Source organism: Pseudomonas sp. URIL14HWK12:I6 (genome assembly GCF_000514195.1).
GTDB lineage: Bacteria > Pseudomonadota > Gammaproteobacteria > Pseudomonadales > Pseudomonadaceae > Aquipseudomonas > Aquipseudomonas putida_A.
This window is the reverse complement of record NZ_AZVL01000026.1, coordinates 1-22,377: the sequence shown is the minus strand read 5'-3', so window position 1 is coordinate 22,377 and position 22,377 is coordinate 1. Positions and strand designations below refer to the sequence as shown.

General features: G+C 61.7%; 17 protein-coding genes. 9 read left to right on the top strand and 8 right to left on the bottom strand.

Annotation, left to right across the window (positions count from 1 at the left end; genetic code table 11):
• The first annotated feature begins 4 nt into the window (after positions 1 to 4).
• Positions 5 to 988, top strand: coding sequence for a FecR family protein (locus H043_RS0124110; protein ID WP_027614009.1), 984 nt, complete (start codon positions 5 to 7; stop codon positions 986 to 988).
• 98 nt (positions 989 to 1,086) lie between these two features.
• Positions 1,087 to 3,510 carry a TonB-dependent receptor gene (locus H043_RS0124105; protein ID WP_027614008.1) on the top strand — a complete coding sequence of 808 codons (2,424 nt, stop codon included), beginning with the start codon at positions 1,087 to 1,089 and terminating at the stop codon, positions 3,508 to 3,510.
• A 54-nt stretch (positions 3,511 to 3,564) separates the two neighbouring features.
• Here the strand turns inward: H043_RS0124105 and H043_RS0124100 are convergent, their stop codons facing one another.
• Positions 3,565 to 5,073, bottom strand: coding sequence for a serine protease (locus H043_RS0124100; protein ID WP_027614007.1), 1,509 nt, complete (start codon positions 5,071 to 5,073; stop codon positions 3,565 to 3,567).
• Between the two features lie 93 nt (positions 5,074 to 5,166).
• Positions 5,167 to 6,318, bottom strand: coding sequence for an MFS transporter (locus tag H043_RS0124095; protein WP_027614006.1), 1,152 nt, complete (start codon positions 6,316 to 6,318; stop codon positions 5,167 to 5,169).
• Between the two features lie 370 nt (positions 6,319 to 6,688).
• Here H043_RS0124095 and H043_RS0124090 point away from each other — a divergent pair, with 370 nt between their 5' ends.
• Positions 6,689 to 7,669 carry a DeoR family transcriptional regulator gene (locus H043_RS0124090; protein WP_027614005.1) on the top strand — a complete coding sequence of 327 codons (981 nt, stop codon included), beginning with the start codon at positions 6,689 to 6,691 and terminating at the stop codon, positions 7,667 to 7,669.
• Positions 7,670 to 7,797: 128 nt separating this feature from the next.
• Here H043_RS0124090 and codA read toward each other — a convergent pair whose 3' ends face one another.
• The 5 genes from codA to H043_RS0124065 all read right to left on the bottom strand — a co-directional run bounded on the left by codA (position 7,798) and on the right by H043_RS0124065 (position 13,121).
• Positions 7,798 to 9,045 (bottom strand): cytosine deaminase, encoded by a 1,248-nt coding sequence (gene codA / locus H043_RS0124085; RefSeq protein ID WP_027614004.1) that lies wholly within the window; start codon positions 9,043 to 9,045, stop codon positions 7,798 to 7,800.
• A 14-nt stretch (positions 9,046 to 9,059) separates the two neighbouring features.
• Positions 9,060 to 10,331, bottom strand: a complete 1,272-nt coding sequence (gene codB, locus H043_RS0124080) for a cytosine permease (RefSeq protein ID WP_027614003.1) — start codon at positions 10,329 to 10,331, stop codon at positions 9,060 to 9,062.
• Positions 10,332 to 10,574: 243 nt separating this feature from the next.
• A complete protein-coding gene (locus H043_RS0124075) occupies positions 10,575 to 11,387 on the bottom strand; it encodes an alpha/beta fold hydrolase (RefSeq protein WP_027614002.1) in 813 nt (270 codons plus the stop codon).
• Positions 11,388 to 11,589: 202 nt separating this feature from the next.
• On the bottom strand, positions 11,590 to 11,946 hold the full coding sequence (gene queD / locus H043_RS0124070) for a 6-carboxytetrahydropterin synthase QueD (protein WP_007915588.1): 357 nt from the start codon (positions 11,944 to 11,946) through the stop codon (positions 11,590 to 11,592).
• A gap of 95 nt (positions 11,947 to 12,041) precedes the next feature.
• Positions 12,042 to 13,121, bottom strand: coding sequence for a patatin-like phospholipase family protein (locus H043_RS0124065; protein WP_027614001.1), 1,080 nt, complete (start codon positions 13,119 to 13,121; stop codon positions 12,042 to 12,044).
• A gap of 261 nt (positions 13,122 to 13,382) precedes the next feature.
• On the opposite strand from H043_RS0124065, the gene H043_RS0124060 reads away from it, so the two are divergent.
• From H043_RS0124060 to H043_RS0124045, 4 genes are read left to right on the top strand one after another with little or no spacing between them, the layout of a single operon-like run.
• Positions 13,383 to 13,691: a PepSY domain-containing protein gene (locus tag H043_RS0124060; protein ID WP_027614000.1), complete on the top strand. Its 309-nt coding sequence runs from the start codon at positions 13,383 to 13,385 to the stop codon at positions 13,689 to 13,691.
• Complete coding sequence (locus tag H043_RS0124055; RefSeq protein WP_027613999.1) at positions 13,691 to 14,002, top strand: PepSY domain-containing protein; 312 nt, start codon at positions 13,691 to 13,693, stop codon at positions 14,000 to 14,002. The genes H043_RS0124060 and H043_RS0124055 overlap by 1 nt, the downstream gene beginning before the upstream one ends.
• A 3-nt stretch (positions 14,003 to 14,005) precedes the next feature.
• Positions 14,006 to 14,674: a response regulator transcription factor gene (locus H043_RS0124050; RefSeq protein ID WP_003223514.1), complete on the top strand. Its 669-nt coding sequence runs from the start codon at positions 14,006 to 14,008 to the stop codon at positions 14,672 to 14,674.
• Positions 14,671 to 15,984, top strand: coding sequence for a sensor histidine kinase (locus tag H043_RS0124045; RefSeq protein ID WP_027613998.1), 1,314 nt, complete (start codon positions 14,671 to 14,673; stop codon positions 15,982 to 15,984). The genes H043_RS0124050 and H043_RS0124045 overlap by 4 nt, the downstream gene beginning before the upstream one ends.
• A 132-nt stretch (positions 15,985 to 16,116) precedes the next feature.
• Here H043_RS0124045 and H043_RS0124040 read toward each other — a convergent pair whose 3' ends face one another.
• Positions 16,117 to 18,264 (bottom strand): methyl-accepting chemotaxis protein, encoded by a 2,148-nt coding sequence (locus H043_RS0124040; RefSeq protein ID WP_027613997.1) that lies wholly within the window; start codon positions 18,262 to 18,264, stop codon positions 16,117 to 16,119.
• A 454-nt stretch (positions 18,265 to 18,718) separates the two neighbouring features.
• Here H043_RS0124040 and H043_RS0124035 point away from each other — a divergent pair, with 454 nt between their 5' ends.
• Both H043_RS0124035 and H043_RS0124030 read left to right on the top strand, forming a co-directional pair.
• Positions 18,719 to 20,038 (top strand): Na+/H+ antiporter family protein, encoded by a 1,320-nt coding sequence (locus tag H043_RS0124035; RefSeq protein ID WP_027613996.1) that lies wholly within the window; start codon positions 18,719 to 18,721, stop codon positions 20,036 to 20,038.
• A 195-nt stretch (positions 20,039 to 20,233) separates the two neighbouring features.
• The gene (locus H043_RS0124030; RefSeq protein ID WP_027613995.1) at positions 20,234 to 21,916 is read left to right on the top strand and encodes a methyl-accepting chemotaxis protein; all 1,683 of its coding nucleotides are present in this window, start codon (positions 20,234 to 20,236) and stop codon (positions 21,914 to 21,916) included.
• The last annotated feature ends 461 nt before the right edge of the window (positions 21,917 to 22,377 follow it).

Sequence of the window (22,377 nt, the reverse complement as noted above, 5' to 3'; positions counted from 1 at the left end):
CTCCATGATGGATACCCGTGATTGCGCGTGCGGGCAAACAACGGTGCGCGATGAAGCGGCACGCTGGTTTGTGCGTTTGCAGGAACCGCTGATCAGCGCCGACGAACAGCAGCGCTTCGATGCCTGGCTGAACCAGCATCCGCAACACCGTGACGAATTCCAGTTGCTGCAAGGCCTGTGGACGGCGGCCGATCTGCTGCCGGCGCCACGTCTCAAGTCCCTCGTCGAAACCCCGCCGGCCCGTCGCGAACGTCGCCCGCTGCTGCGCTATGCCGTGGCCGCCAGTGTGCTGGCGGTGGCGCTCGGCCTCGGTCTGTTCAGCGGTCTGAATCTCCCCGACGGCTACAGCGCCGAGTTCGCGACGGCGCTGGGTGAGCGCAAGCACGTGGCGCTGCCGGACGGATCGGTGATCGACCTGAACAGCCGCAGCCGTCTGCAGGTGCGTTTTGAGAAGGATCGGCGGCTCATTGAATTGAGTGAAGGCGAGGCGCTGTTCAGCGTTCAGCACGACACCGCGCGCCCGTTCGTGGTCGAGGCCGGCAGTGGCAAGGTCACCGTGACCGGTACGCGGTTCGATGTGCGCCGCGACGTCATGCAAACCCGGGTCGCGGTGGAGCAGGGCACGGTAAAGGTGCAGGGGCGCAATGCGCCGGACAACGAGTTCATCAACTTGACGGCAGGTCTCGGTACCCACGTCGATGCCGAGGGTCGCGTCGCCGCCGCATATGCGGTCAACCCCGCCGAACTGACGGCGTGGCGAAGCGGCAAACTGGTGTTCAACAACGCCAGCCTCGGCGAAGTGGCAGCGGAAGTTTCGCGTTATCGCGACAAGCCACTGACGGTCAGCAACCCGGCCGTGGCCAGTTTGCGCCTGACCAGCGTGTTCAAATCGGACAACACCGACGCCTTGCTCAAGGCCCTGCCAAACATCCTGCCGGTGGCCGTTCGCACCCTGGCCGATGGCAGTAAGGAAATAATTTCAAAATAACATTCAGGTTTTTTTCGAGTTCATCGTCTTCCTGTTCAACTGCAACTGGTTTGCATTAACAGACGCACACTCTTGCGCTCCACAGGACTACGTTCGACGTGAAAAACACCTCAACCAACAACAAAAAATCCCCCTGGTTACCGCTGGCCCTGGCGTTGGCGGTCAACGCCGCCGTGCCGCTGGCCTTCGCCGCTGAAGCCATTCACATCCGCGCCCAGCCGTTGGGCCAGGCCCTGAGTGAACTGGGCCAGCAAACTTCGCTGCAAGTGTTTTTCAGCCCGGAACTGGTGGCCGGCAAACAGGCACCCGCGGTCGATGGCAACATATCTCCCGAGCAGGCGTTGCGCCAATTGTTGCAGGGCAGCGGCCTGGACTATCAGATCAACGAAGGCTCGGTGACCCTGGCCCCGGCCGCCACTGCCGCCAGCAATGGCCCGCTGGAACTGGGCGTGACCGACATCAAAGTGGTCGGCGACTGGCTCGGTGACGCTGACGCCGCCGTGGTGCAGAACCACCCGGGCGCACGCACGGTGATCCGCCGCGAAGCCATGGTCGAGCAGGGCGCGATGAACGTCAGTGATGTGCTCAAGCGTGTGCCGGGCGTACAGGTGCAGGACTCCAACGGCACCGGCGGCAGCGACATCGCGCTGAACGTCGGCGTGCGTGGCCTGACTTCGCGCCTCTCGCCACGCTCCACGGTGCTGATCGACGGCGTGCCGGCCGCGTTCGCGCCGTACGGCCAGCCGCAGCTGTCGATGGCGCCGATCTCCTCGGGCAACCTCGACAGTATCGACGTGGTACGCGGTGCCGGTTCCGTGCGTTACGGCCCGCAAAACGTCGGCGGGGTGATCAACTTCGTCACCCGCGCCATTCCGGAAAAAGCCACCGGGGAAATCGGCACCACGCTGGAGACCACCCGTTACGGCGGCTGGAAGCACATCGACACGGCGTTCCTCGGCGGCACTGCCGACAACGGCATGGGCGTGGCGCTGTTGTATTCCGGGGTCAATGGCAACGGTTACCGCGAGCGCAACAACGGTAACGATATCGACGACGTGCTGCTCAAGACCCATTGGGCGCCGACCGATCAGGACGATTTCAGCCTCAACTTTCATTACTACGACGCCAGCGCCGACATGCCCGGTGGCCTGACGCAGAAGCAGTACGACGACAAACCGTACGACTCGGTGCGCGATTACGACAACTTCAGCGGTCGGCGCAAAGACGTGTCGTTCAAGTGGATTCGGCAGATCGACGAGCGTACTCAGGCAGAAATCCTTACCTATTACACCGACAGCTTCCGCGGCAGCACCATCGCCGCCCGCGATCAGAAAACCCTCAGCTCGTACCCGCGTTCCTACTACACCCTCGGTGTCGAACCGCGTGTGTCGCGGGTGTTTGACGTCGGCCCGACCACGCAGGAAGTCAGCGTCGGTTATCGCTACCTGAAAGAGGCGATGCACGAACAGTCGAGCCGTCTGGCGCTGGTCAACAATCAGCCGGTGGTCACGCCGACGTCCGACGGCCATGTGTTCCAGGACCGCACCGGCGGCACCGAGGCCAACTCGGTGTACGTCGACAACAAGATCGACGTCGGCAACTGGACAATCACTCCGGGCATTCGCTTCGAACACATCAGTACCGACTGGCATGACCGCGCCGTGCTCGATACTTCGGGCAAACGCGTGCCGGAGAAAAACCGCAGCATCGAGAGCAACGAACCGCTGCCAGCGCTGAGCGTGATGTATCACCTGTCGGACGCGTGGAAACTGTTCGCCAACTACGAAACCTCGTTCGGCAGCCTGCAGTATTTCCAGCTCGGCCAGGGCGGCTTGGGCGACCAGACCGCCAACGGCCTGGAGCCGGAAAAAGCCAAGACTTACGAGATCGGTACGCGCTACAACGATGACGTGTGGGGCGGGGAAGTGACGCTGTTCTACATCGACTTCGATGACGAACTGCAATACATCAGCAACGATGTCGGCTGGACCAACCTCGGCGCGACCAAGCACCAGGGCATCGAAGCCTCGGTGCACTACGACATGGCAGCGCTCGATCCGCGTCTCGACGGTCTGACCGCCAACGCCGGTTTCACCTACACCCGTGCGACTTACGAAGGCGAGATTCCGGGCTTCAAGGGCCGTGATCTGCCGTTCTATTCGCGGCAGGTGGCGACCGTGGGCTTGCGCTACGACGTCAATCGCTGGACTTACAACATCGACGGTTTCGCCCAATCGAAACAGCGCTCCCCGGGCACCGGGGTCAACGCCGATGGCAGCTTCAACGGCAACTACATCACCGAAGGCACGGCCGACGGGCAGTACGGCGACATCCCGGGTTACGTGACCTGGAACGTGCGCGGCGGGTATGACTTCGGGCCGCAAGTGTCGAATCTGAAACTGGGTGCCGGGGTGAAAAACGTCTTCGACAAGCAGTACTTCACCCGCTCCAGCGACAACAATTCGGGGATGTATGTCGGCGCACCGCGTACGTTCTTCGTGCAGGCCAGTGTAGGTTTCTAAGGCGCTGTTGTGGCTGAACCGGTTTCACACGGTTCAGCCACAAAAAGCCTGAAGCTATTGAGGGATCAGAAACTCGATGGTCGGCCCGGGATTCCCGGCCAGGTCTGCGCCTTTGAGGCAGACGTTCTTTCGGCCATTGGCAATGGAAACATGGAACACGCCTGTGGAGGGTGATACGCGTTGAAATCCCTGCCCGTCATTGCAATTGATGCTCCCTGGCTGGCCGTACTTGTATTGAAACCGGGCGGGATCCAGATCCGGTGAAACCGGAAATACTCTGATGTCGTATTCGTCGCCACCTACCGCTTCGACCTTATAGGCAGGCTTCAGCGGTGCGGGCGCGTCCATCATCCAGCGCCAGTAGACGCTGGGTGTTCTTCCGGCCCATTGCTTGGGCACGTCCGTAGGCCGCTGTTGGCCAATCAGGCAGAGAAAGTACAGGCCTGAGCCGTCTTTAAGTTCATGACTCAATTGAATATCGGCGTCCGGTGCAGCCGTTTGCACTTGGCTATAGCCATCAAGGTTCTGACATTCGTCCAGAGTGCGCGTAAAGCGATAGCGGTGGTAAGGCGCGGTTGTGGTGAACGTTTGCAGCCATCGCCAGGGCACGACTTGTCCATGTTCGTCGCGCTCGAGCTTGATGTAATCGCTGTTTTGCGACGAACCAGGAAACGACCAGTTCTCCCCCAGCGGGCAACCGCCCAGACGTGGATTGAAATGTCCGTTGGCGAAACAGGCGTCCAGCCCATCGGTTGTGGAGGCGTAGTTGGTGTTGCTACGTTTGTCGACCTGTCCCCCCACGACTTCGCAGGGCGCGCCCTTGTCGCAGCGATTGCGGTCACTCCCGCGAGTGGTGGTGCCGAGCACACCCACAATTTCATTGCTGTAACGCGCAAGCAGTGGCGAGCCTGACAGCCCGCTGACAACATCGAGACAACGGTTGCTCAGTTGTCCGACCCAACGCCATGGGCCTTCAATAATCGCCGCCGAGTGTTCTTGTTTGCAGGCCATGCGCTGAATGAAACCGTTCATGGGCGCGCCGGTGATCAGAATATCGTCTTCGCTGACCAATGGGGTCCGCGCCAGTTTCAACGGCTGGATACCGTCTCTGATCAACTGTTCCAGAGGCTGTTCAAGCTCAATGATAGAGAGGTCTTGACCGCGTAGCGTGCTCCAGCCAATGCGACTGACCGTGTAGGAACGGCTTTGCGGTTGCGTGTCGAAAAAATAATTGAACGTCACCCGACCCTTTGCAGGTTGATTGACGATGATCTCGTTATTGCCTATCTCCGGATGTGTGCAGTGTCCGGAGGTCAGCACGTAGGCGGGTTGCGATACTGCTCCGGGTTCTCGAGTGTCAATCAGCGTGCCGGAGCAGGTCATGCCGTCTTCAACTTCAACACGGCCAATGGCTTGCCAATGCGCATAGTTCCCGCCGGCATTGGCCAGGCGCTCAGCGGGCGCAAAATTGGCAGTGCCTTCACCCCAGTCGTATCGATTGACGGAGGCACATCCCTGGAGAATAGTGATTAGCGCGATAACTGATCCTGTTCCAATGTTCATGCCGGATTTCCTTTTCTCCTGAGCTGGAAATCAACCCTATGATTGGGGTCAGGGCTTGTCTACTGTCAAACCTGACAGGTACCGCGCCAATGTTCAGACTTTCAAGGTCTTGCCGCCGATGGCCACCGCCACCAACAACACCGCCATCAAGCCAAACGCAAAACTCAAACTGCTGGCATGCGCGACAAAACCGATCACCGCCGGCCCCGCCAGAATCCCTGCGTAACCCAGCGTGGTGATTGCCGGCACCGCAATGCTTTCCGGCATCACCGTCTGCTTGCCCACCGCCGTATACAGCACCGGCACGATGTTCGAACAGCCGGCGCCGACCAGCGCATACCCCAGCAGCGCGGCTTCCCAGCTCGGGGCGAAGGTCGCCAGAAACAGGCCTGCCGCTGCCAGCAGCCCGCCAAACAGAATGATCCGCGTAGCCCCGACACTGCGCACGATCCGGTCACCCAGCAAGCGTCCCGCCGTCATGGTCAGGGCAAATGCGGCGTAACCCAAACCCGCATACGCCGTGTCGATCCCGCGTTCCTGCGCAAGGAATACCGCGCTCCAGTCCAGCGCTGCGCCTTCGGTGAGGAACACGATGAAGCACATCCCGCCGATGAACAGCACGATGCCGTGGGGAATGGCGAATGCCGGGCCGGAACTTTCACTGCCGTACGGCAACATGTGCGGCACCGCTTTGAACAGCGCGCCGATCAATACCGCCACCACCACCAGCATCGCCGCCAGCGGCGTCAACCCGAGACCGAGCAGGGCGCTGACACCGGCCGCGCCGACAATCCCGCCGAGGCTGAACAGGCCATGAAACCCCGACATCATGTGCTTGCCGCTGGCCCGTTCGACGATCACCGCTTGCAAGTTGACGGTCGAATCCACCGTGCCCAAACCGGCGCCGAACATGAACAGCGTGGCGATCAGCGCCGGTATCGACGACACCGTTGCCAGCAATGGCAGCGCCGCGCAAATCAGCAGGGTGCCGCCGGTGGCGACTTTGCGGCAGCCGAAGCGCGTGGCGAGAATCCCCGCCAAGGGCATCGCCAGAATCGAGCCGACTCCCAGGCACAGCAGCAACAGGCCCAACGTGCCTTCGTCGAGTCCGGCGCGGGCCTTGGCGTACGGCACCAGCGGCGCCCATGCGGCAATGCCGAGGCCGGCGATGAAAAAAGCGATGCGCGTCGACATCTGTTGCAGGCGTCCGGGGACGAAGGTGTCTTGGGGGTTGAGGCTGGTCATATCGATCCTTGGCAAAAAACGTCGCGTCCCCGAATGACAGTGATAGCGCGTCGAGGTTCGATCGCAGGTCTCGGGGGAGTGCAGCCGACATCCTAACCTGTGGGAGCGAGCTTGCTCGCGAATGCGGTGGTTCAGGCGATGAGATTGGTGGCTGATACGCCGCTTTCGCGAGCAGGCTCGCTCCCACAGGGTTTTGCACAGAACGGACATTTGTGAGCGCCAGTCATCCAATGTGGGAGCGAGCCTGCTCGCGAATACTGTGTATCAGCTAATCAATATGGCGGCTGATGCACTGCTATCGCGAGCAGGCTCACTCCTACAAGGGATCGCGGTTTACAGTGATGGCTCGACAAGGTGAGTGAGGCTAGTGATGACGCAGTTTTACGATGCACGGGGCAATATCTACGGGGTGGTTTCGCCTCAGGCACTTCGTGAGGCGGGGATCGATTTGCCTGTCGGTGCCGCGCAGTGTGCCTTGTCGAGACAGGCATGGAGTCAGGCAGCCATTGCGCTGTGCTGCGACTGGCCTGAGGGGCAGCGTCCGGCGGGGAGCAAATCCCATCGCAGCGATGGCCTGCTGATCGGCCCGTTTCAGTCGGCAGCGCCGTTCGACGTGCTGATCGTCAACACCGACGGCACCTTGGCCGAGCGCAGTGGCAACGGTCTGACGATCTTTTCCCAAGCGTTGCTTGAGCAGGGGCTGATGCGGGAAGAAGGCGCGTTGCTGAAGGTGCATCACGACAAGGGCGACGCCGTGGAAACTTCGGTGAAACCAGCTGCAGTCGAAGGCGTTCACGGCTTCTGGCTGGATCTCGGTCAACCGGGCTTCGGGCCTTCAGCGGTGACCGCCCGGAATGTTGAAAACCGCGAATTCAATGGTCATGAAGTGAGCCATGTAAAACCATTGGCGCAGCTCGATCCCGCGTGGCAGCACAGCCAGTTCGTGCGCATCGGCAATCCGCATTGCGTGACCTTGCTCACCGACGTTGCCGTGTTGCCGAGCAACTCACAAATGCGCGAATCGCCCTGGGCTGAAGGCCTGACCCGAATCGCCTACGCGATGCCGACCGGCGCCGGCCAGCCATGCCCGGCGGGCATCAATCTGCAATGGGCCGCGCTTGAGTCAGCGCAGCGCATCGTCGCCCGAGTATTCGAGCGTGGCGAAGGGCCGACAGCGTCCTCCGGCACCAGCGCCAGTGCGGTGGCGTGTGCCGCATGGGCGGTGGGTTGGGTGGCGAGCGGCGAAGTGCACGTCGTCATGCCGGGCGGGACGGCGCCGGTGTTGCTCGAAGAAGAGCAGGGCGAATTGGTGCGGGTCAGGCTGTTTGGTACGGCTCGATTGATCGACTGAAGCGGCAATCGCCTTCGCTGGCAAGCCAGCTCCCACAGAGTTATGTGGTGAACACAAATCACGCGTTCACTGCTGGATACTGTGGGAGCTGGCTTGCCAGCGATGAGGCCATCAGCCTGACAAAAGTTTCAGATTTGTCCGCTGCTGAACGCCACCACCGGCATCTGCCGCTGCATCAGCACCTTGCCGCCACGAATCGAATACAGCGGCAGGCCCTGGCTGCGGATCACTTCGTAGTCGCTGTCCGCCGACAGAATCAGCAGGTTCGCCGGGCGCCCCTCTACCAGGCCATAACGCTCGCCCAGGTGCATGGCCTTGGCGCTGTTGTCGGTGACCAGGTCCAGCGCGTTCTGCAGGTTGCGGTAACCGAGCATGTGGCAGATGTGCAACCCGGCTTCCAGCACCCGCAGGATGTTGCCGTTGCCTAGCGGATACCAAGGATCGACGATCGAATCCTGGCCAAAACACACGTTCATCCCGGCTTCAAGCAATTCATTCACGCGCGTCACGCCACGGCGTTTCGGGAAGTTGTCGAAGCGCCCCTGCAGGTGAATGCTTTCGGTCGGGCACGAGACGAAACTGATCCCGGAATGCCCGAGCAGGCGGAACAGTTTGGCGCAGTAAGCGTTGTCGTAAGAACCCATTGCCGTGGTGTGGCTGGCGGTGACCCGCGCGCCCATGTCGCGGCTGCGCGCCTCTTCGGCGAGCACCTCAAGAAAGCGCGAGTGCGGGTCGTCGGTCTCGTCGCAATGCACATCGACCAGGCACCCGGTGCGCTCGGCCAGATCCATCAGAAACTTCACCGAACTGACGCCCTGATCACGGGTGTACTCGAAATGCGGAATGCCGCCGACCACATCGGCGCCCATGCGAATCGCTTCTTCCATCAGCTCGCGACCGTTGCGGAACGACTCGATGCCTTCCTGCGGGAACGCGACGATTTGCAGATCGATCAGGTGCCGGGATTCTTCGCGGACTTCGAGCATCGCCTTGAGCGCGGTGAGTTGCGGATCGGTGACGTCGACGTGGGTGCGCACGTGCTGGATGCCGTGTGCGGCCAGGGCCTGGATGGTCTTTTTCGCGCGGGTCTTGGTGTCTTCTTCGGTGATGGTGACTTTGCGCTCACCCCAGCACTCGATGCCCTCGAACAGCGTGCCGCTCATGTTCCAGCGCGGCTCGCCAGCGGTCAGCGTGGCGTCGAGGTGGATGTGCGGCTCGACGAAGGGCGGTACCACCAGATTGCCGCCGGCATCGAGGTCACCGGGGTTGAGGGTCGGGGCTTCGGTCTGGCGGCCGATGCTGCGGATCAGGCCGTCTTCCAGGTGCAATTCGTGCAAACCGTCCTGGTTGCGCAGTCGGGCGTTGATGATGTGCATCAGGCGAATCCTTCTTATAGGTCTGGTAGTGGCGCACTGGCGCGACGGGCGCCGAGCAGGCTGGTGACGATGACATACGTTAGCGCAGCGGCGGCAATCCCTACCAGCGGCGCGACCCAGGGCGAGTGGAACGCAGTGAGCGTGCCGACCGCGTAAGCCCCCAGTCCCGGCCAGTTGAACGCCGGCAGCCGTGCGTCGGCCAGACGCGGATAGCGCCCGCGCCAGCGGAAGAAAAAGTCGGCCATGATCACCCCGCCAATCGGCGGAATCACCGTGCCCAGCAGAATCAGGTACGGCACCAGCATGTCGTACATGCCCAGCAGGGCGAGCAGGGTGCCGATTACCGCGCCGGCCAGGGTCACGGTTTTGCGTCGGCCGGTGCGCAGCAGGTTGCAGCCGGCGACGGCGAAGTTGTAGATGGTGTTGTCCTGGGTGCTCCAGATATTCAGTAGCAGCATGGCCATTGCGGCCATGGCGAAACCTTGCAGCAGCAACACTTCAACCACGTCGGGCTGCTGATAGACGATCGCGCCGTAGGCACCGATCAGCACCATCAAGCCATTGCCGATGAAAAATCCGATCAGGCTCGCCAGCACGGCAACCCGTGCCGAGCGCGAGAAGCGTGTCCAGTTGGTCGCCTGGGTCGCGCCGCTGACGAAGGTGCCGAACACCAGCGTGATCGCGGTCGACCAGTCCAGCGAACCCGTCGGCACCACGCTGAGCAAACCATCGAGGCCACCGACTTTTACCGTCGCGACCCACATCGACAGCATCAGCAGCAACATCATCGCCGGCACCGCGATGTACGACAGGATCTCCAGGCCGCGATAACCGATATACGCCGTGGCGCAGAACACCAGGCCGAACAGCACCATCAAGCCGAGCACTGTGCCTTGCCCCAGATCGAAGTATTTGCCGAGCACCACGGCGGCGGTCGCAGTGCCCCAGGCGTACCAGCCGATCTGGGTGAAACCGAGGATCAGGTCGCTGAGCTTGCTGCCGACTTCGCCAAAACAGAAGCGCCCCATCAGCACGGAGTTAAGTCCGCTCTTGAAGGCGATATAACCGAGGCCCGCCGCATACAGACCGAGCAGCAGGTTACCGACGATGATCACCGCTATCATCTCGCCAAAACTGAACGCCACGCCGAGCTTGCCGCCGGCGAACATGGTTGCGGTGAAAAACGTGAAACCGAGCAACACCATGGCGGTTGAGGCCAGACCTTTGCGGGCATGCATCGGCACTTCGCTGAGCGGGTAGTCGTTGCCGGGATCGTTCTGCGTCATGGGGCGTTCCTTGCTGAAGAGGGGGGACGCGGGTTGGGTTGCAGTGGTCGTGCCAAATGCTGATTGGCGCGGGTTATGTATAGACGAGGCGCATGGATTGGCGCGAAAGCGGTGCAACTGAATGCACCCGAGCCCAATGTGGGAGCGAGCCTGCTCGCGAAGGCGGCGGGTCAGGCGACATTTGCAATGGCTGATATTCCGCTTTCGCGAGCAGGCTCGCTCCCACAAGGGATGGGTGTTGGGTCAGAGGAATCTGAGCAGGGCGGCGACGATGGTTTCCGGCGCGTCCTCCTGGACCAGGTGGCCAGCGTTGGCGATTGGGTGAAATTGCGAACCGGGGATCATCTGGTGCAACGCCCGACCCCGCTCGATGGGAATCCACTGATCGGCTTCACCCCAGAGAATCTGCACCGGGCAGTGGATGCTCGGGTACAGCGGTTCGGCCTCGCGGGTGTAGCGCTCGTCCATCTGCGCGATCTGCCGATAGAACGCCGCTTGCCCCGGATCGCCGAGCCACGGTTGCACGTAGGGCGCCAGTTCAGCGTCGGGGATGTCGCGGTGAATCGCCCCGCGAATGTAGGTCGGGACGATCGCGCGTTGGATGTAGTCCGGCAGGCCGCTGAACGCCGTTTCATGCTGGCGCACATGCTGCACGAACGGCGATCCCCATGGCGTCAGCGCCACCGGATCGATCAGCGTCAGGCTGCGGTAGTCCTTGCCATTGAGCAAATGCGTGCGCAACGCGGTGGCGCCGCCGAAGTCATGGGCAACCACGTCCGGGCGCTGGATGTTCCAGTGATCGAGCAACTGCGCGAGCAGTTGACTCTGCACCCCGAGGGAAACATCGTCATCCGGTTGTGCGGAGCGCCCGTAACCCAGCAGGTCGAAATAATGCACCCGATGACTGGCAAAGAAATGCGGCGCGATGCGGTGCCACACATACGATGAAAACGGCGTGCCATGCACGAACACCAGCGGCGGGCCGTCACCGCGCACGGCGTGGCGCACCGGATGCCCATTGAAATCGAAGACCTGATCCAGCAGCCAGTCTGTCATCGGCCTGTCCTCTTGGCGGGGTTGAGCCAAAAAGCATAGGCATAAAAAAACAGCCGTGAAGGCTGTTCTCTATTTTCCTGACAAACACCGATCCTTTGTAGGAGTGAGCCTGCTCGCGATAGCGTCGGCACATCCGAAATCAATGTGTCTGACAAACCGCTATCGCGAGCAGGCTCACTCCTACAGGGGGATTTGTGTTGGATCACTCACCGCGATAAATGCAACCGCTGGTGCAAGTCTCGTGAATGCGGATCGCGCTGAGTTCCGGCAGCAGCGGCTTCATTTCATTCCAGATGAATTTGGCCAGGACTTCGCTGGTCGGGTTTTCCAGGCCAGGAATGTCGTTCAGGTAGTTGTGATCCAGACGCTCGTATAGCGGCTTGAAAATAGCCTTGATCTCGGAGAAATCACGGATCCAGCCGGTGTGCGGATCGAGGTCGCCGCTCAGGTGCAGCGCCACCTTGAATGAGTGACCGTGCAGGCGTCCGCACTTGTGGCCGTCCGGGACGTGCGGCAGGCGGTGGGCGGATTCGAAAGTAAATTCCTTGAAGATTTCCACAGTATTTTCGGCTCTGTTCAGGTGGCGTTCGCCGCAGCGATTCGGGCAGGCGGCGAGTTTACCAGCTTGTGTTTGGCGATGCGGGAAAACACTGACTAAAGGGTCAGCAAGCGCTCGGCGAGGCGACCGTTGGCCGCCAGTTCGAGAAACTCGTCGCCCAGTCGCCGGCTTTCGTCCATCGCCGCGTGCCAGTATTTCTGCCGACTCGGCGCATCGCCCATGAAGCGCTTGAAGTCGTTACGGTCGGGCAGTTTGCCGTAGGGCAGGCGCGCCAGATATTCCTTGGATGGCGCGAGCAACAGCACGTCCTGCAAGCGCTCGACCGAGGCGCGGCGCCACGGCAGGGTCTTGTCGAACCAGCCCGGAATCACCCGGTCGGTGAAGTGCGGATAGAGCACGATGCCGTCGCCGCTGTAGGGCAGGTCGAGGTGATAGTCGAGCAGCCCGCCATCGCGAAAGGTGCCGGTACCGGCGCCCGGCAGGTCGCGCACGCCTTCCATGACCATCGGGATCGATCCCGAGGCCAGCAGCGCCTGGCGCAGATTGCCGGCGTCGAGGGCGACGAAGCGCGACGGAAAGTCATTCAGCGCATTCACCGGCGGGGCGAGGCGCGGGTCGTGAATGATCAGGCGTTCGAAGTGCCGCGACAGCCGCGCCCGCCCGCGCAGGTTATCGGCAATCACCGAGCCCAGCGCCAGACCGAGGCGGCCACGATGATCGTCGGCCAGGCGTCCGTGGCTTTTCACCACCATGATGTTCAGGCGGTAGTCGGCGTTGTTGAGGATGCTGGCGTCGCGGCCGTCGAGCAGGTCATTGAGCATGCGCTGCGAGCTCTGGCTGATCTCGGCCATGGTCACGCCTTTGTTGAAGTTCTGCTCGGCGTACAACTGACCGAGGCGGCGGATGCCTTCAGCGGCGTCCGGCAGGCAGGCGCTGGCGAAGCGCCAGGAGCCGACTGAAGCACCGATAAGCGAGCGCTCGCGTGGCGCGCTTGGTAGCCATTCGCCGAACAACGCCAGGTCCAGCCCCTGAATCCCCAATGCCTTCGGCCCGCCGGCCGCACCGGGCAGGGTGCCGACGTCAGCGGCGTTCAGGCCTTGGGCACGAATGCGCGCCATGGCCCGTGGGCCGGCCTTGAGGGTAAGGGCAGGGAACTTGATGTGGATGGCAGTCATACCGGTCTCGATCGTTAGCAAGCTTTGGATTATAGGCGCACTACTTGACCCTGTGGGAGCGGGCTTGCTCGCGAAAGCGGTGTATCAGTCGCCATCATTATTGCTGACCCACCGCCTTCGCGAGCAAGCCCGCTCCCACAGGGTTTTGCATGAATCTGCAAATGAGGTTGGTGCCAGGGGCAATGATGGCAATTCAGTTTCAGTTAAGTTCGCACCGCTATGGTGCCGACCGTAGCTGCACATAAAAACACGGAGACACCCATGAAAACCCTGACTGCCCTGTCCATTGCCTCGATCATCGGCCTGACCGCCAGCCTCGCCCACGCCCGCGATCTTGGCCCCGATGAAGCCCTGCGCCTGCGCGACGCTGGTACTATCGTCTCCTTCGAGAAGCTCAACGCCACGGCGCTGGCCAGACACCCGGGCTCGACCATCACCGAAACCGAGCTGGAAGAGGAGTACGGCAAGTACGTCTACCAGGTCGAAATGCGTGATCCTCAAGGGCTGGAGTGGGATCTGGAATTAGACGCGGTCACTGGGCAGGTTCTCAAGGATCATCAGGATACGTAATGAAGGTTAATGTTCGCGCCACCAGCCGCACGGCGTTGGCGCTTGTGATTGTTTGCTCGGCGGCGATGGCCCGCGACCTCGATCAGGACGAAGCGCTGAAGCTGCGTCAGCAGGGCGTGATCCTGCCGCTGGAGCAGGTGCTGCAACAGGCGCTGGATCGCTATCCGGGGGCCAAACTGCTGGAGGTCGAGCTGGAGGAAAAGCACGACGTCTATGTTTATGAAGTCGAGCTGCTGACGGTCGAGGGCGTGGCGCGCGAGCTGCATCTGAAAGCCGATACCGGCCAATTACTCAAAGACAAGGAAGATTGACCGATGCGTTTGCTTCTGGTGGAAGACCACGTGCCGCTCGCCGACGAACTGATCGCCGGCCTGCAGCGCCAAGGCTACGCGGTGGACTGGCTGGCGGACGGACGCGATGCGGTCTATCAGGGCAGCAGCGAGCCCTATGACCTGATCATTCTAGACCTCGGTCTGCCCGGCGTTCCCGGGCTGGAGGTGCTGGCGCAATGGCGTGCCGGTGGCCTGTCGACCCCGGTGCTGATCCTCACCGCCCGCGATTCCTGGGCCGAGCGCATCGAAGGCCTGAAGGCCGGCGCTGATGATTATCTGACCAAACCGTTCCATCCTGAAGAACTGCACTTGCGGGTGCAGTCGTTGCTGCGCCGCTCCAAGGGCCAGGCCAACCAGCCGACGCTCAAGGCGGCCGGCCTGCATCTGGACGAAGGTCGCCAGTGCGTGATTCGCGACGGCAGTGAGATTCAGCTGACCGCCGCCGAATTCCGCCTGCTGCGTTATTTCATGCTGCACCCGGAACAGATCCTGTCGAAAACCCACCTCGCCGAGCATCTCTACGACGGCGAAACCGAGCGCGATTCCAACGTCCTCGAAGTTCACGTCAACCACCTGCGGCGCAAGCTGGGTAAAGCGGTGATCGAAACCCGTCGCGGCCAGGGTTACCTGTTCGGCGGGCAAGCTTCGTGAGGTCGATCCAGCGCCGTTTGAGCCTGGGATTGATCAGCGTGATGGTGATCGTCGGCCTGGTGCTGGCGCAAACCAGTCTGTGGTTGTTCGAAGTCGGTTTGCAGCGTTATCTCGAAGCCGGCCTGCGCAACGACAGTGAAAGCCTGCTGGTCGCGCTGGTGCGTGGCCCGCAAGGTTTGCAACTGGATGAACGGCATCTGTCGCCGGCCTATCAGCGGCCGTTTTCCGGGCATTACTTCCGCATCGATTTTGCCGACAGCCACTGGCGCTCGCGTTCGCTGTGGGATCAGGATCTGCCGCTGCTGGAACACCCGGGTTTGCACAGCAATCTGCAACTGGGCCCGGACGGTCAGCAGTTGCTGGTATTGCGCTCGGACTATCGACGTCTGGGGCAGTCGATCTCGATCAGCGTCGCCCAGGATTACACCCCGGTGCGCGAGAGTTTCCAGCGCATGCGCCAGATCGGCCTCGGGCTGGGCCTGGCCGGTTTGCTGCTGATTCTGCTGCTGCAACGGCTGACGGTGCGCCGCGCGTTGAAGCCGCTGGAACGGGCGCGCGAGCAGATCGCCCAGTTGCAGCAGGGCCAGCGCTCGCAACTGGACGATCAGGTGCCAGTCGAGCTGGAGCCGCTGGTGGCGCAGATCAACCATTTGCTCGCGCACACCGAGGACAGCCTCAAGCGTTCACGCAATGCGCTGGGCAATCTGGGGCATGCGCTGAAAACGCCGTTGGCGGTGCTTTTGAGTCTGGCGTCGAGCGAAAAACTCGATGCCCACCCGGAGCTGCGCCGAATCCTCAAGGAACAACTGGAGCAGGTGCAACAGCGGCTCAATCGCGAGCTTAATCGCGCGCGGTTGTCAGGTGATGCGCTGCCCGGCGCGCTGTTTGATTGTGACGCGGAACTGCCGGGATTGCTGGCAACGCTGAACATGATCCACGGCGAGCATCTGGCGTTGAGTTACGTCGCGCCGCCGGGGCTGCAACTGCCGTGGGACCGCGAGGACTTGCTGGAACTGCTCGGCAACCTGCTGGACAACGCCTGCAAATGGGCGGACGCCGAGGTGCGTCTGAGTGTGATCGAACGTACTGACGGTTACGCCCTGAGCGTTGAAGATGACGGGCCGGGAATTCCTGAGGAGCAACGCACTCAGGTGTTCAGCCGTGGCACGCGGCTCGATGAGCAGACTGACGGGCATGGCCTGGGGCTGGGAATTGTGCGCGATATCGTCGAGACGTGGGGTGGGTTGCTGATGTTGGGCGAGAGTGAGTGGGGCGGGTTGAAGGTGGTGATCGAGTTGCCTAAACGCTGATCACCCCAACACCATAAATCCGCTGTGGGAGCGAGCCTGCTCGCGAATGCGCTGAATCAGACACATCATCGCTGACTGACATACCGCTTTCGCGAGCAGGCTCGCTCCCACATTGGGTTTGGCAATGGGCTGTCAGACCCGGAACTGATCCATCAGACTCTGCTGTTGATTCGCCAGGCTGTTCAGCGACTGGCTCACCCGCGCCGACTCATTGGCCTGTCCGGACAGCGATTCGGTCACGTCACGAATGGTCGCGACGTTGTTGTTGATCTCCTCGGCCACCGCGCTCTGTTCTTCCGCCGCGCTGGCGATCTGCAGGTTCATGTCGCTGATCACTGTCACCGCGTCGCCGATCTGGCGCAGTGCGGTCACCGCTTGCCCGACCTGTTCGACACTGCCCTGCGCCTGACGATGGCTGTTGCCCATCGAACCGACCACATCCTGGGTACCGGTCTGCAGTTGCTCGATGACCTGACGGGTTTCTTCCACCGACTCCTGCGTGCGGCGGGCAAGGTTGCGCACTTCGTCGGCGACCACGGCAAAACCACGCCCGGCTTCACCGGCACGCGCTGCTTCGATCGCGGCGTTGAGGGCCAGCAGGTTGGTCTGTTCGGCGATGGCGCGGATGGTTTCCAGCACGGTGCCGATCTTCTCGCTGTTGGCAGCCAAGCCTTCGACCTGAACCATCGCCGCGCTCATGTCGGCGGCGAGCGTGTCGATGCTCGCGGTGGTGCGGTCGATCACGGTCAGGCCCTGACGGGTGGCGCGGTCGGCGTCCTTGGCCGCTTCGGCGGCTTGCGCGGCGCTGCGTGCAACGTCCTGCGCGGTGGCGCTCATTTCGTGGGAGGCAGTGGCGACCTGATCGACCTGACGGTATTGCTGCTCCATGCCGGCGCTGGTCTGGGTGGCGATGGCCGAGGACTGGTCGGCGGTGTTGCGCGCATCCTGCACCGAGCGTTTCACCTCGGCGATGATCGGCTGCAGCTTGTCGAGGAACTTGTTGAACCAGCCGGCCAATTGACCGAGTTCATCCTGCTTGTCATAGGCCAGGCGCCGGGTCAGGTCGCCTTCGCCACTGGCGATGTCTTCCAGCATATTGGCCACGCCGAGGATCGGTTTGGTCACGCTGCGTGCCATCAGCCACACCAGCAGCAGGCCGACCAGGGCTGCGAGCACGCCAAGGCTCAGTTCGATCAGAGTACCGGAGTTGTTGCTCGCATCCAGTTGCTGCTTGAGCGCTTCGGCGCGGCTGACCAGCACCTTTTCCGGCACGTCGAGCAACACGGCCCACGACGGGCCGCGGGGGATCGGCTGGAACGGCGACAGCACTTTCAACTGGCCGTTGCTGTGCAGGCTGCTGACGCTGCTGCTGGCCGCGAGCTGACGCAGCAGTTCAGCGCCGCTGACGGTGTCCACGGCATCCAGGCGCTTGCTCAGTTTGCTGGCGTCCGGGCTGTAACCGGCGAGCAGGCCGGTGGGGCTGATGATGCTCACGGCGGTCTGGCCGTCGTAGAGTTTTTTGCTCGCGCCCTGGCTGATCGCCTGCAGGCTGTTGAGGTTGATGTCCACCGACAGCGAGGCGATGACTTTACCGTTGACCATCAGCGGGAAGACGATGCTGGTCATCAGCACGTTCTGGCCGTCGATCACATAGAAGTACGGTTCGATCACGCACGGTTTGAGCGTGGTGCGCGGGCAGGTGAACCAGGCGTTGGCCGCCTGACCGCTGGGGCCGGTGCTGGTGTCGGCCATGTCGCTTTCCGGCAGGGCCATCGAGGTGACTTTGCCGGGAGTCGGCTGCGACCAGTACAGGGCGAAGCGGCCCTTGTCGTTGCTGCCCAGTTCGGCCTGACCGGCGAACAGTTCATCCTTGCCATCCAAGGCGTTGGCTTCGAACACCAGCGACAGACCGAGCAGATCCGGGTTGGCTTGCAGCGCGGACTTGACCTGACGGGTCATGTCTTCGCGCAGGTCGAAGGCATCGAGGAAGCGCTTCTCGGCCTGTTCGCGCAGGAACAGCACCTGCCGCGAGAAGCCGTGGCCATATTGATAGGCGTCCATGAACTGCTGGCGAATCCCGGCAGCCTGCACCTCACCCTGCGACTCAATGCGCGCCTGGGCCGACTCGGTCAGCATCTCCATGCTCGAAGCCTTCACCAGCTCGGAGCTGTGCTCCATGCGGTACAGCGAAAGACCCACCAGCAGGGTCACGATGCCCGCCAGGCACAGGCCGGCGAGCAGGGTGATTTTCCATTGAATGGAAAGTTGTCTGAGCGACATGGAGACGTCCTTATTCGATAAATATCTGAGACTTTGCACTGTAACGGCCGCGTTTCGGCTTTCTTTATTGTTCAAGCGCAATATGACCAATTGCCGCATGCTGGCGATCAGATACCTGTGGTGAGGGGATTTATCCCCGATGGGTGGCGAAGCCGCCCTCACAATTGTTCAGAGAAATTGCATAGTCAGGTTTGGCGACTGCTGCGCAGCCGATCGGGGATAAATCCCCTCGCCACACGGTTCTCCATTGCCCGTTACATTGATCTCCTTACCGCAGGGTTCTGCATTGCCAGTTACATTTCAGTTCAGCCGCTCGCTTTGACACCATCGCCACTCTGCGGCACAGTGCGCGCCCTTCTAATAAGACCCTCTTTGCAAATCCGCCGGTTAACCGTTGGCGGACTCATCCTGTCTGGCGGTGATGATTTCATCGCAGTGTTTTTGAGGTAGTGAAATGAATGCAGTGATTGCTGCGGTCGGCGTCATGCTGATCCTCAGCCTGTCCCGCGTGCACGTGGTGATTGCCCTGATCGTCGGTGCGCTGGTCGGTGGCCTGACCGGTGGTTTGGGCATCGACGCCACGCTCAAGGCGTTCAACAGCGGTCTGGGTGGCGGGGCGACGGTGGCGTTGTCCTACGCGTTGCTCGGCGCTTTCGCCGTGGCGATTGCCAAGTCCGGCCTGGCCCATGCGCTGGCCGACAAGGCCCTGGCGATGGTCGATCGTCAGCATTCGACCGGCGGCGGCAGCGTCAAGTGGCTGCTGATCGGCCTGCTGTGGGTGGTGGCTATTGCCTCGCAGAACATCCTGCCGATCCACATTGCGTTCATCCCGCTGCTGGTGCCGCCGCTGCTCTATGTACTGACCAAGTTGCAGCTGGATCGCCGGTTGATTGCCTGCGTCATGACCTTCGGCCTGATCACCCCGTACATGGTGTTCCCGGTGGGTTTCGGCAACATCTTCCTCAACCAGATCCTGCTGGCCAACGTCAGCAAGGCCGGGGTCGACATCAGCCAGATCAACGTCATGCACGCCATGGCGATTCCGGCGCTGGGCATGGTCTTCGGCCTGTTGCTGGCGGTGTTTTTCAGCTATCGCAAGAAGCGCGTTTACGATCTGCAGAAGATCGAACAAGTCGAGCAAGTCAGCGTGGCGTACAACCCGAAGACCATTGGCATTGCCGGTCTGGCGATTGCCGCCGCGTTCATCATTCAGTTGCTGCTGGATTCGATGATTATCGGCGCACTGGCCGGGTTCCTGATCTTCTCGGCCTCGGGCATCGTCAAGTGGCGTGAGACCGATGACCTGTTCACCGAAGGCATGAAGATGATGGCGATGATCGGCTTCATCATGATCTCTGCCTCGGGTTTCGCCGAAGTGCTCAAGGCTACCGGCGAAGTGCGCTCGCTGGTCGAAAGCGCGGCGGCGTGGATCGATCACAGTCAGGCGATCGGCGCGCTGTTGATGCTGCTGGTGGGCCTGATGGTGACCATCGGTATCGGCTCGTCGTTCTCCACGGTGCCGATTCTGGCAGCGATTTTCGTGCCGCTGTGCGTGCAGCTGGGCTTCAGCCCGATGGCCATCGTGTGCATCGTCGGCACCGCCGGGGCGCTGGGCGACACCGGCTCGCCCGCCTCGGACTCGACGCTGGGCCCGACCTCCGGTCTGAATGTCGATGGCCAGCATCACCACATCTGGGACACTGTGGTCCCGACCTTCCTGCACTACAACCTGCCGTTGCTGGCGTTCGGCTGGGTGGCGGCGATGGTTCTCTAAACCCGCCAATCACCTGTGGGAGCGAGCCTGCTCGCGAAAGCGGTGTGTCAGCTAAAAACAGGCTGGCTGACACGACGCCTTCGCGAGCAGGCTCGCTCCCACAGGGAGATACAGTGTCTGCAGACTCAACTTTTGCTTTTGCGTGCCGTTAACGCCTTTAACCACGCCAATAAAACCAAAAGAGTGAGCCCCCCAATGCGCTTGAGTCTCAAGGCCAAAGTCCTGTCCCTTGCCGTCCTGCCGGTGCTGCTCTTTGCGCTGGTCATCAGCCTGACCACGCTGTTTATCCTCCAGCAACAGGCGCACACCGAGGTCGAACAGACCCGCGAGCGCCTGCTCGCCGACGCCAAGGCCACGCTGCAAAGTTACGTCGCCGTGGCCATGACCACGATCAAGCCGCTGTACGACGCGGCAGCCCCCGGTGACAACGCGGCGCGGGCGCAGGCGATCAAGCTGTTGTCGGGCATCCGCTACGGCAAGGACGGCTACTTCTTCGGCTACGACTCCGAGACCGTGCGCCTGTTCAAGGCCAACGACCCCGAAGGCGTGGGCAAAAGCTTCAAGGACAACCGCGACCCGAACGGCGTCTACGTCAACCTCGGCCTGGTGAAAGTGGCGAAGGACGGCACCCACTATCTGCAATACAGCTCGCCGCTGCCGGGCAATGCCAACGTGCTGGTGCCGAAACTCGGCTACACCGAATACCTGGCGAAGTGGGACATGGCGGTCGGTACCTCGGTCAACCTCGACGGCATTGAAGCGCAAGTGGCAATGGTCGAGGCGCAAGTTCAGGAGCGCATGCAAGGCGTGATCCTCAGTATCGTCGGCGTGGCGGTGCTGGTGCTGCTGGTGATCGCTATCGCGGGGATGCTGCTGGCCAACACCATTCTGCGGCCGTTGAACCTGATGAAAGCCAACCTCGACGACATCGCGGCGGGCGAGGGCGATCTCACGCGCCGGTTGAACATCACCAGCCAGGACGAACTCGGCGAACTGGCCGGCTCGTTCAATCGCTTCGTCGACAAGATCCACGGCCTGGTGCGGCAGATCACCGAGATGACCACGCAACTCACCGGCCTGGTGACCCAGGTGTCGGATCAGGCCCAGCGCTCGGATCAGGCGATGGAGCGTCAGCGCCACGAGACCGATCAGGTCGCCACGGCGATCAACGAAATGTCCGCAGCCGCCCAGGAAGTTGCCAAGAGCGCGCAGAACGCCGCGGTCGCTGCGCAGCAGACCGACGAAGAAGGCCAGAGCGCCAAACGCGTGGTGGCCGGCAGCATCAAACAGATTCATGCGCTGGTGGATGACATTCGCAGCAGCGGCGTGTCGCTCGACAGCCTGCAGCAGGACGTGTCGTCGATTGTCGGCGTGCTCGGGGTGATTCGTTCGATTGCCGAGCAGACCAATCTGCTGGCACTCAACGCCGCGATTGAAGCGGCGCGTGCCGGGGAGGCCGGGCGCGGTTTTGCGGTGGTGGCGGACGAAGTGCGGGCACTGGCCAGCCGCACGCAGATCAGCACCCAGGAAATTCAGGGCATGATCGATCGCCTGCAAGCGGGTACGCAGTCGGCGGTCGAGGCGATGCGCCGTTCCAGTGAAGCGGGCGATGGCACTTCGGCGCAGGCCAATCAGGCCGGGGCGTCGCTGGATGCCATGGCTGACCTGATCGCGACGATCAACTCGATGAACGCGCAGATCGCCAGTGCTGCTGAGGAACAAACGGCAGTGGCCGAAGAGATCAACCGCAGCGTGCATCAGATCGCGGTGGCGGTGGACAGTGTGGCGGATGAGACCCAGTTGGGCGCGCAGACTTCGCGCAGTCTGGCGGAGCTGGGGCAGCGGTTGGGCAAACTGGTGGGCCAGTTCCGCATTTAAAAAACTCTGCAAAAAACCATTGTGGGAGCGGGCTTGCTCGCGAAGGCGTCATGTCAGTCAGTATTTTTGTATCTGACACACCGCCTTCGCGAGCAAGCCCGCTTGTGTCTGAGTAAGGGAATAAACTCTGAGGTGAGAGGGGTGGATGGCAAGCTGTGAGTCCGCGGTGCTTGAAGCACGAGTGGGAGCAAAGCTGCCATCCACCTTTCTACTCTGGCCCATAAGCCCGAACAGTTGGACGAGCGCCACTCGAATCACAAGCGTGGGCAAAGCCAGAGCACTCTCACTTCTGAGTGTAAGAGGGTTTTGCCATGATTTCCTGGGTCGGCATCGATATCTCCAAATCCAATCTGGTCGTCTGGGTTCAACCACAGAAAGACGGCTTTGAAGTTCCCAATACGATTGAAGGCTTTGATGTGCTGGTCGCGCGTTTAGGTCAGTACACGGTTGGCCGCGTGTTG

Coding starts and splice junctions, on each gene's coding strand:
- H043_RS0124110 (WP_027614009.1), top strand. CDS start 5: ATGATGGATACCCGTGATTGCGCGTGCGGGCAAACAACGGTGCGCGAT.
- H043_RS0124100 (WP_027614007.1), bottom strand. CDS start 5,073: ATGAACATTGGAACAGGATCAGTTATCGCGCTAATCACTATTCTCCAG.
- H043_RS0124095 (WP_027614006.1), bottom strand. CDS start 6,318: ATGACCAGCCTCAACCCCCAAGACACCTTCGTCCCCGGACGCCTGCAA.
- H043_RS0124090 (WP_027614005.1), top strand. CDS start 6,689: ATGACGCAGTTTTACGATGCACGGGGCAATATCTACGGGGTGGTTTCG.
- codA (WP_027614004.1), bottom strand. CDS start 9,045: ATGCACATCATCAACGCCCGACTGCGCAACCAGGACGGTTTGCACGAA.
- codB (WP_027614003.1), bottom strand. CDS start 10,331: ATGACGCAGAACGATCCCGGCAACGACTACCCGCTCAGCGAAGTGCCG.
- H043_RS0124075 (WP_027614002.1), bottom strand. CDS start 11,387: ATGACAGACTGGCTGCTGGATCAGGTCTTCGATTTCAATGGGCATCCG.
- H043_RS0124065 (WP_027614001.1), bottom strand. CDS start 13,121: ATGACTGCCATCCACATCAAGTTCCCTGCCCTTACCCTCAAGGCCGGC.
- H043_RS0124060 (WP_027614000.1), top strand. CDS start 13,383: ATGAAAACCCTGACTGCCCTGTCCATTGCCTCGATCATCGGCCTGACC.
- H043_RS0124055 (WP_027613999.1), top strand. CDS start 13,691: ATGAAGGTTAATGTTCGCGCCACCAGCCGCACGGCGTTGGCGCTTGTG.
- H043_RS0124050 (WP_003223514.1), top strand. CDS start 14,006: ATGCGTTTGCTTCTGGTGGAAGACCACGTGCCGCTCGCCGACGAACTG.
- H043_RS0124040 (WP_027613997.1), bottom strand. CDS start 18,264: ATGTCGCTCAGACAACTTTCCATTCAATGGAAAATCACCCTGCTCGCC.
- H043_RS0124035 (WP_027613996.1), top strand. CDS start 18,719: ATGAATGCAGTGATTGCTGCGGTCGGCGTCATGCTGATCCTCAGCCTG.
- H043_RS0124030 (WP_027613995.1), top strand. CDS start 20,234: ATGCGCTTGAGTCTCAAGGCCAAAGTCCTGTCCCTTGCCGTCCTGCCG.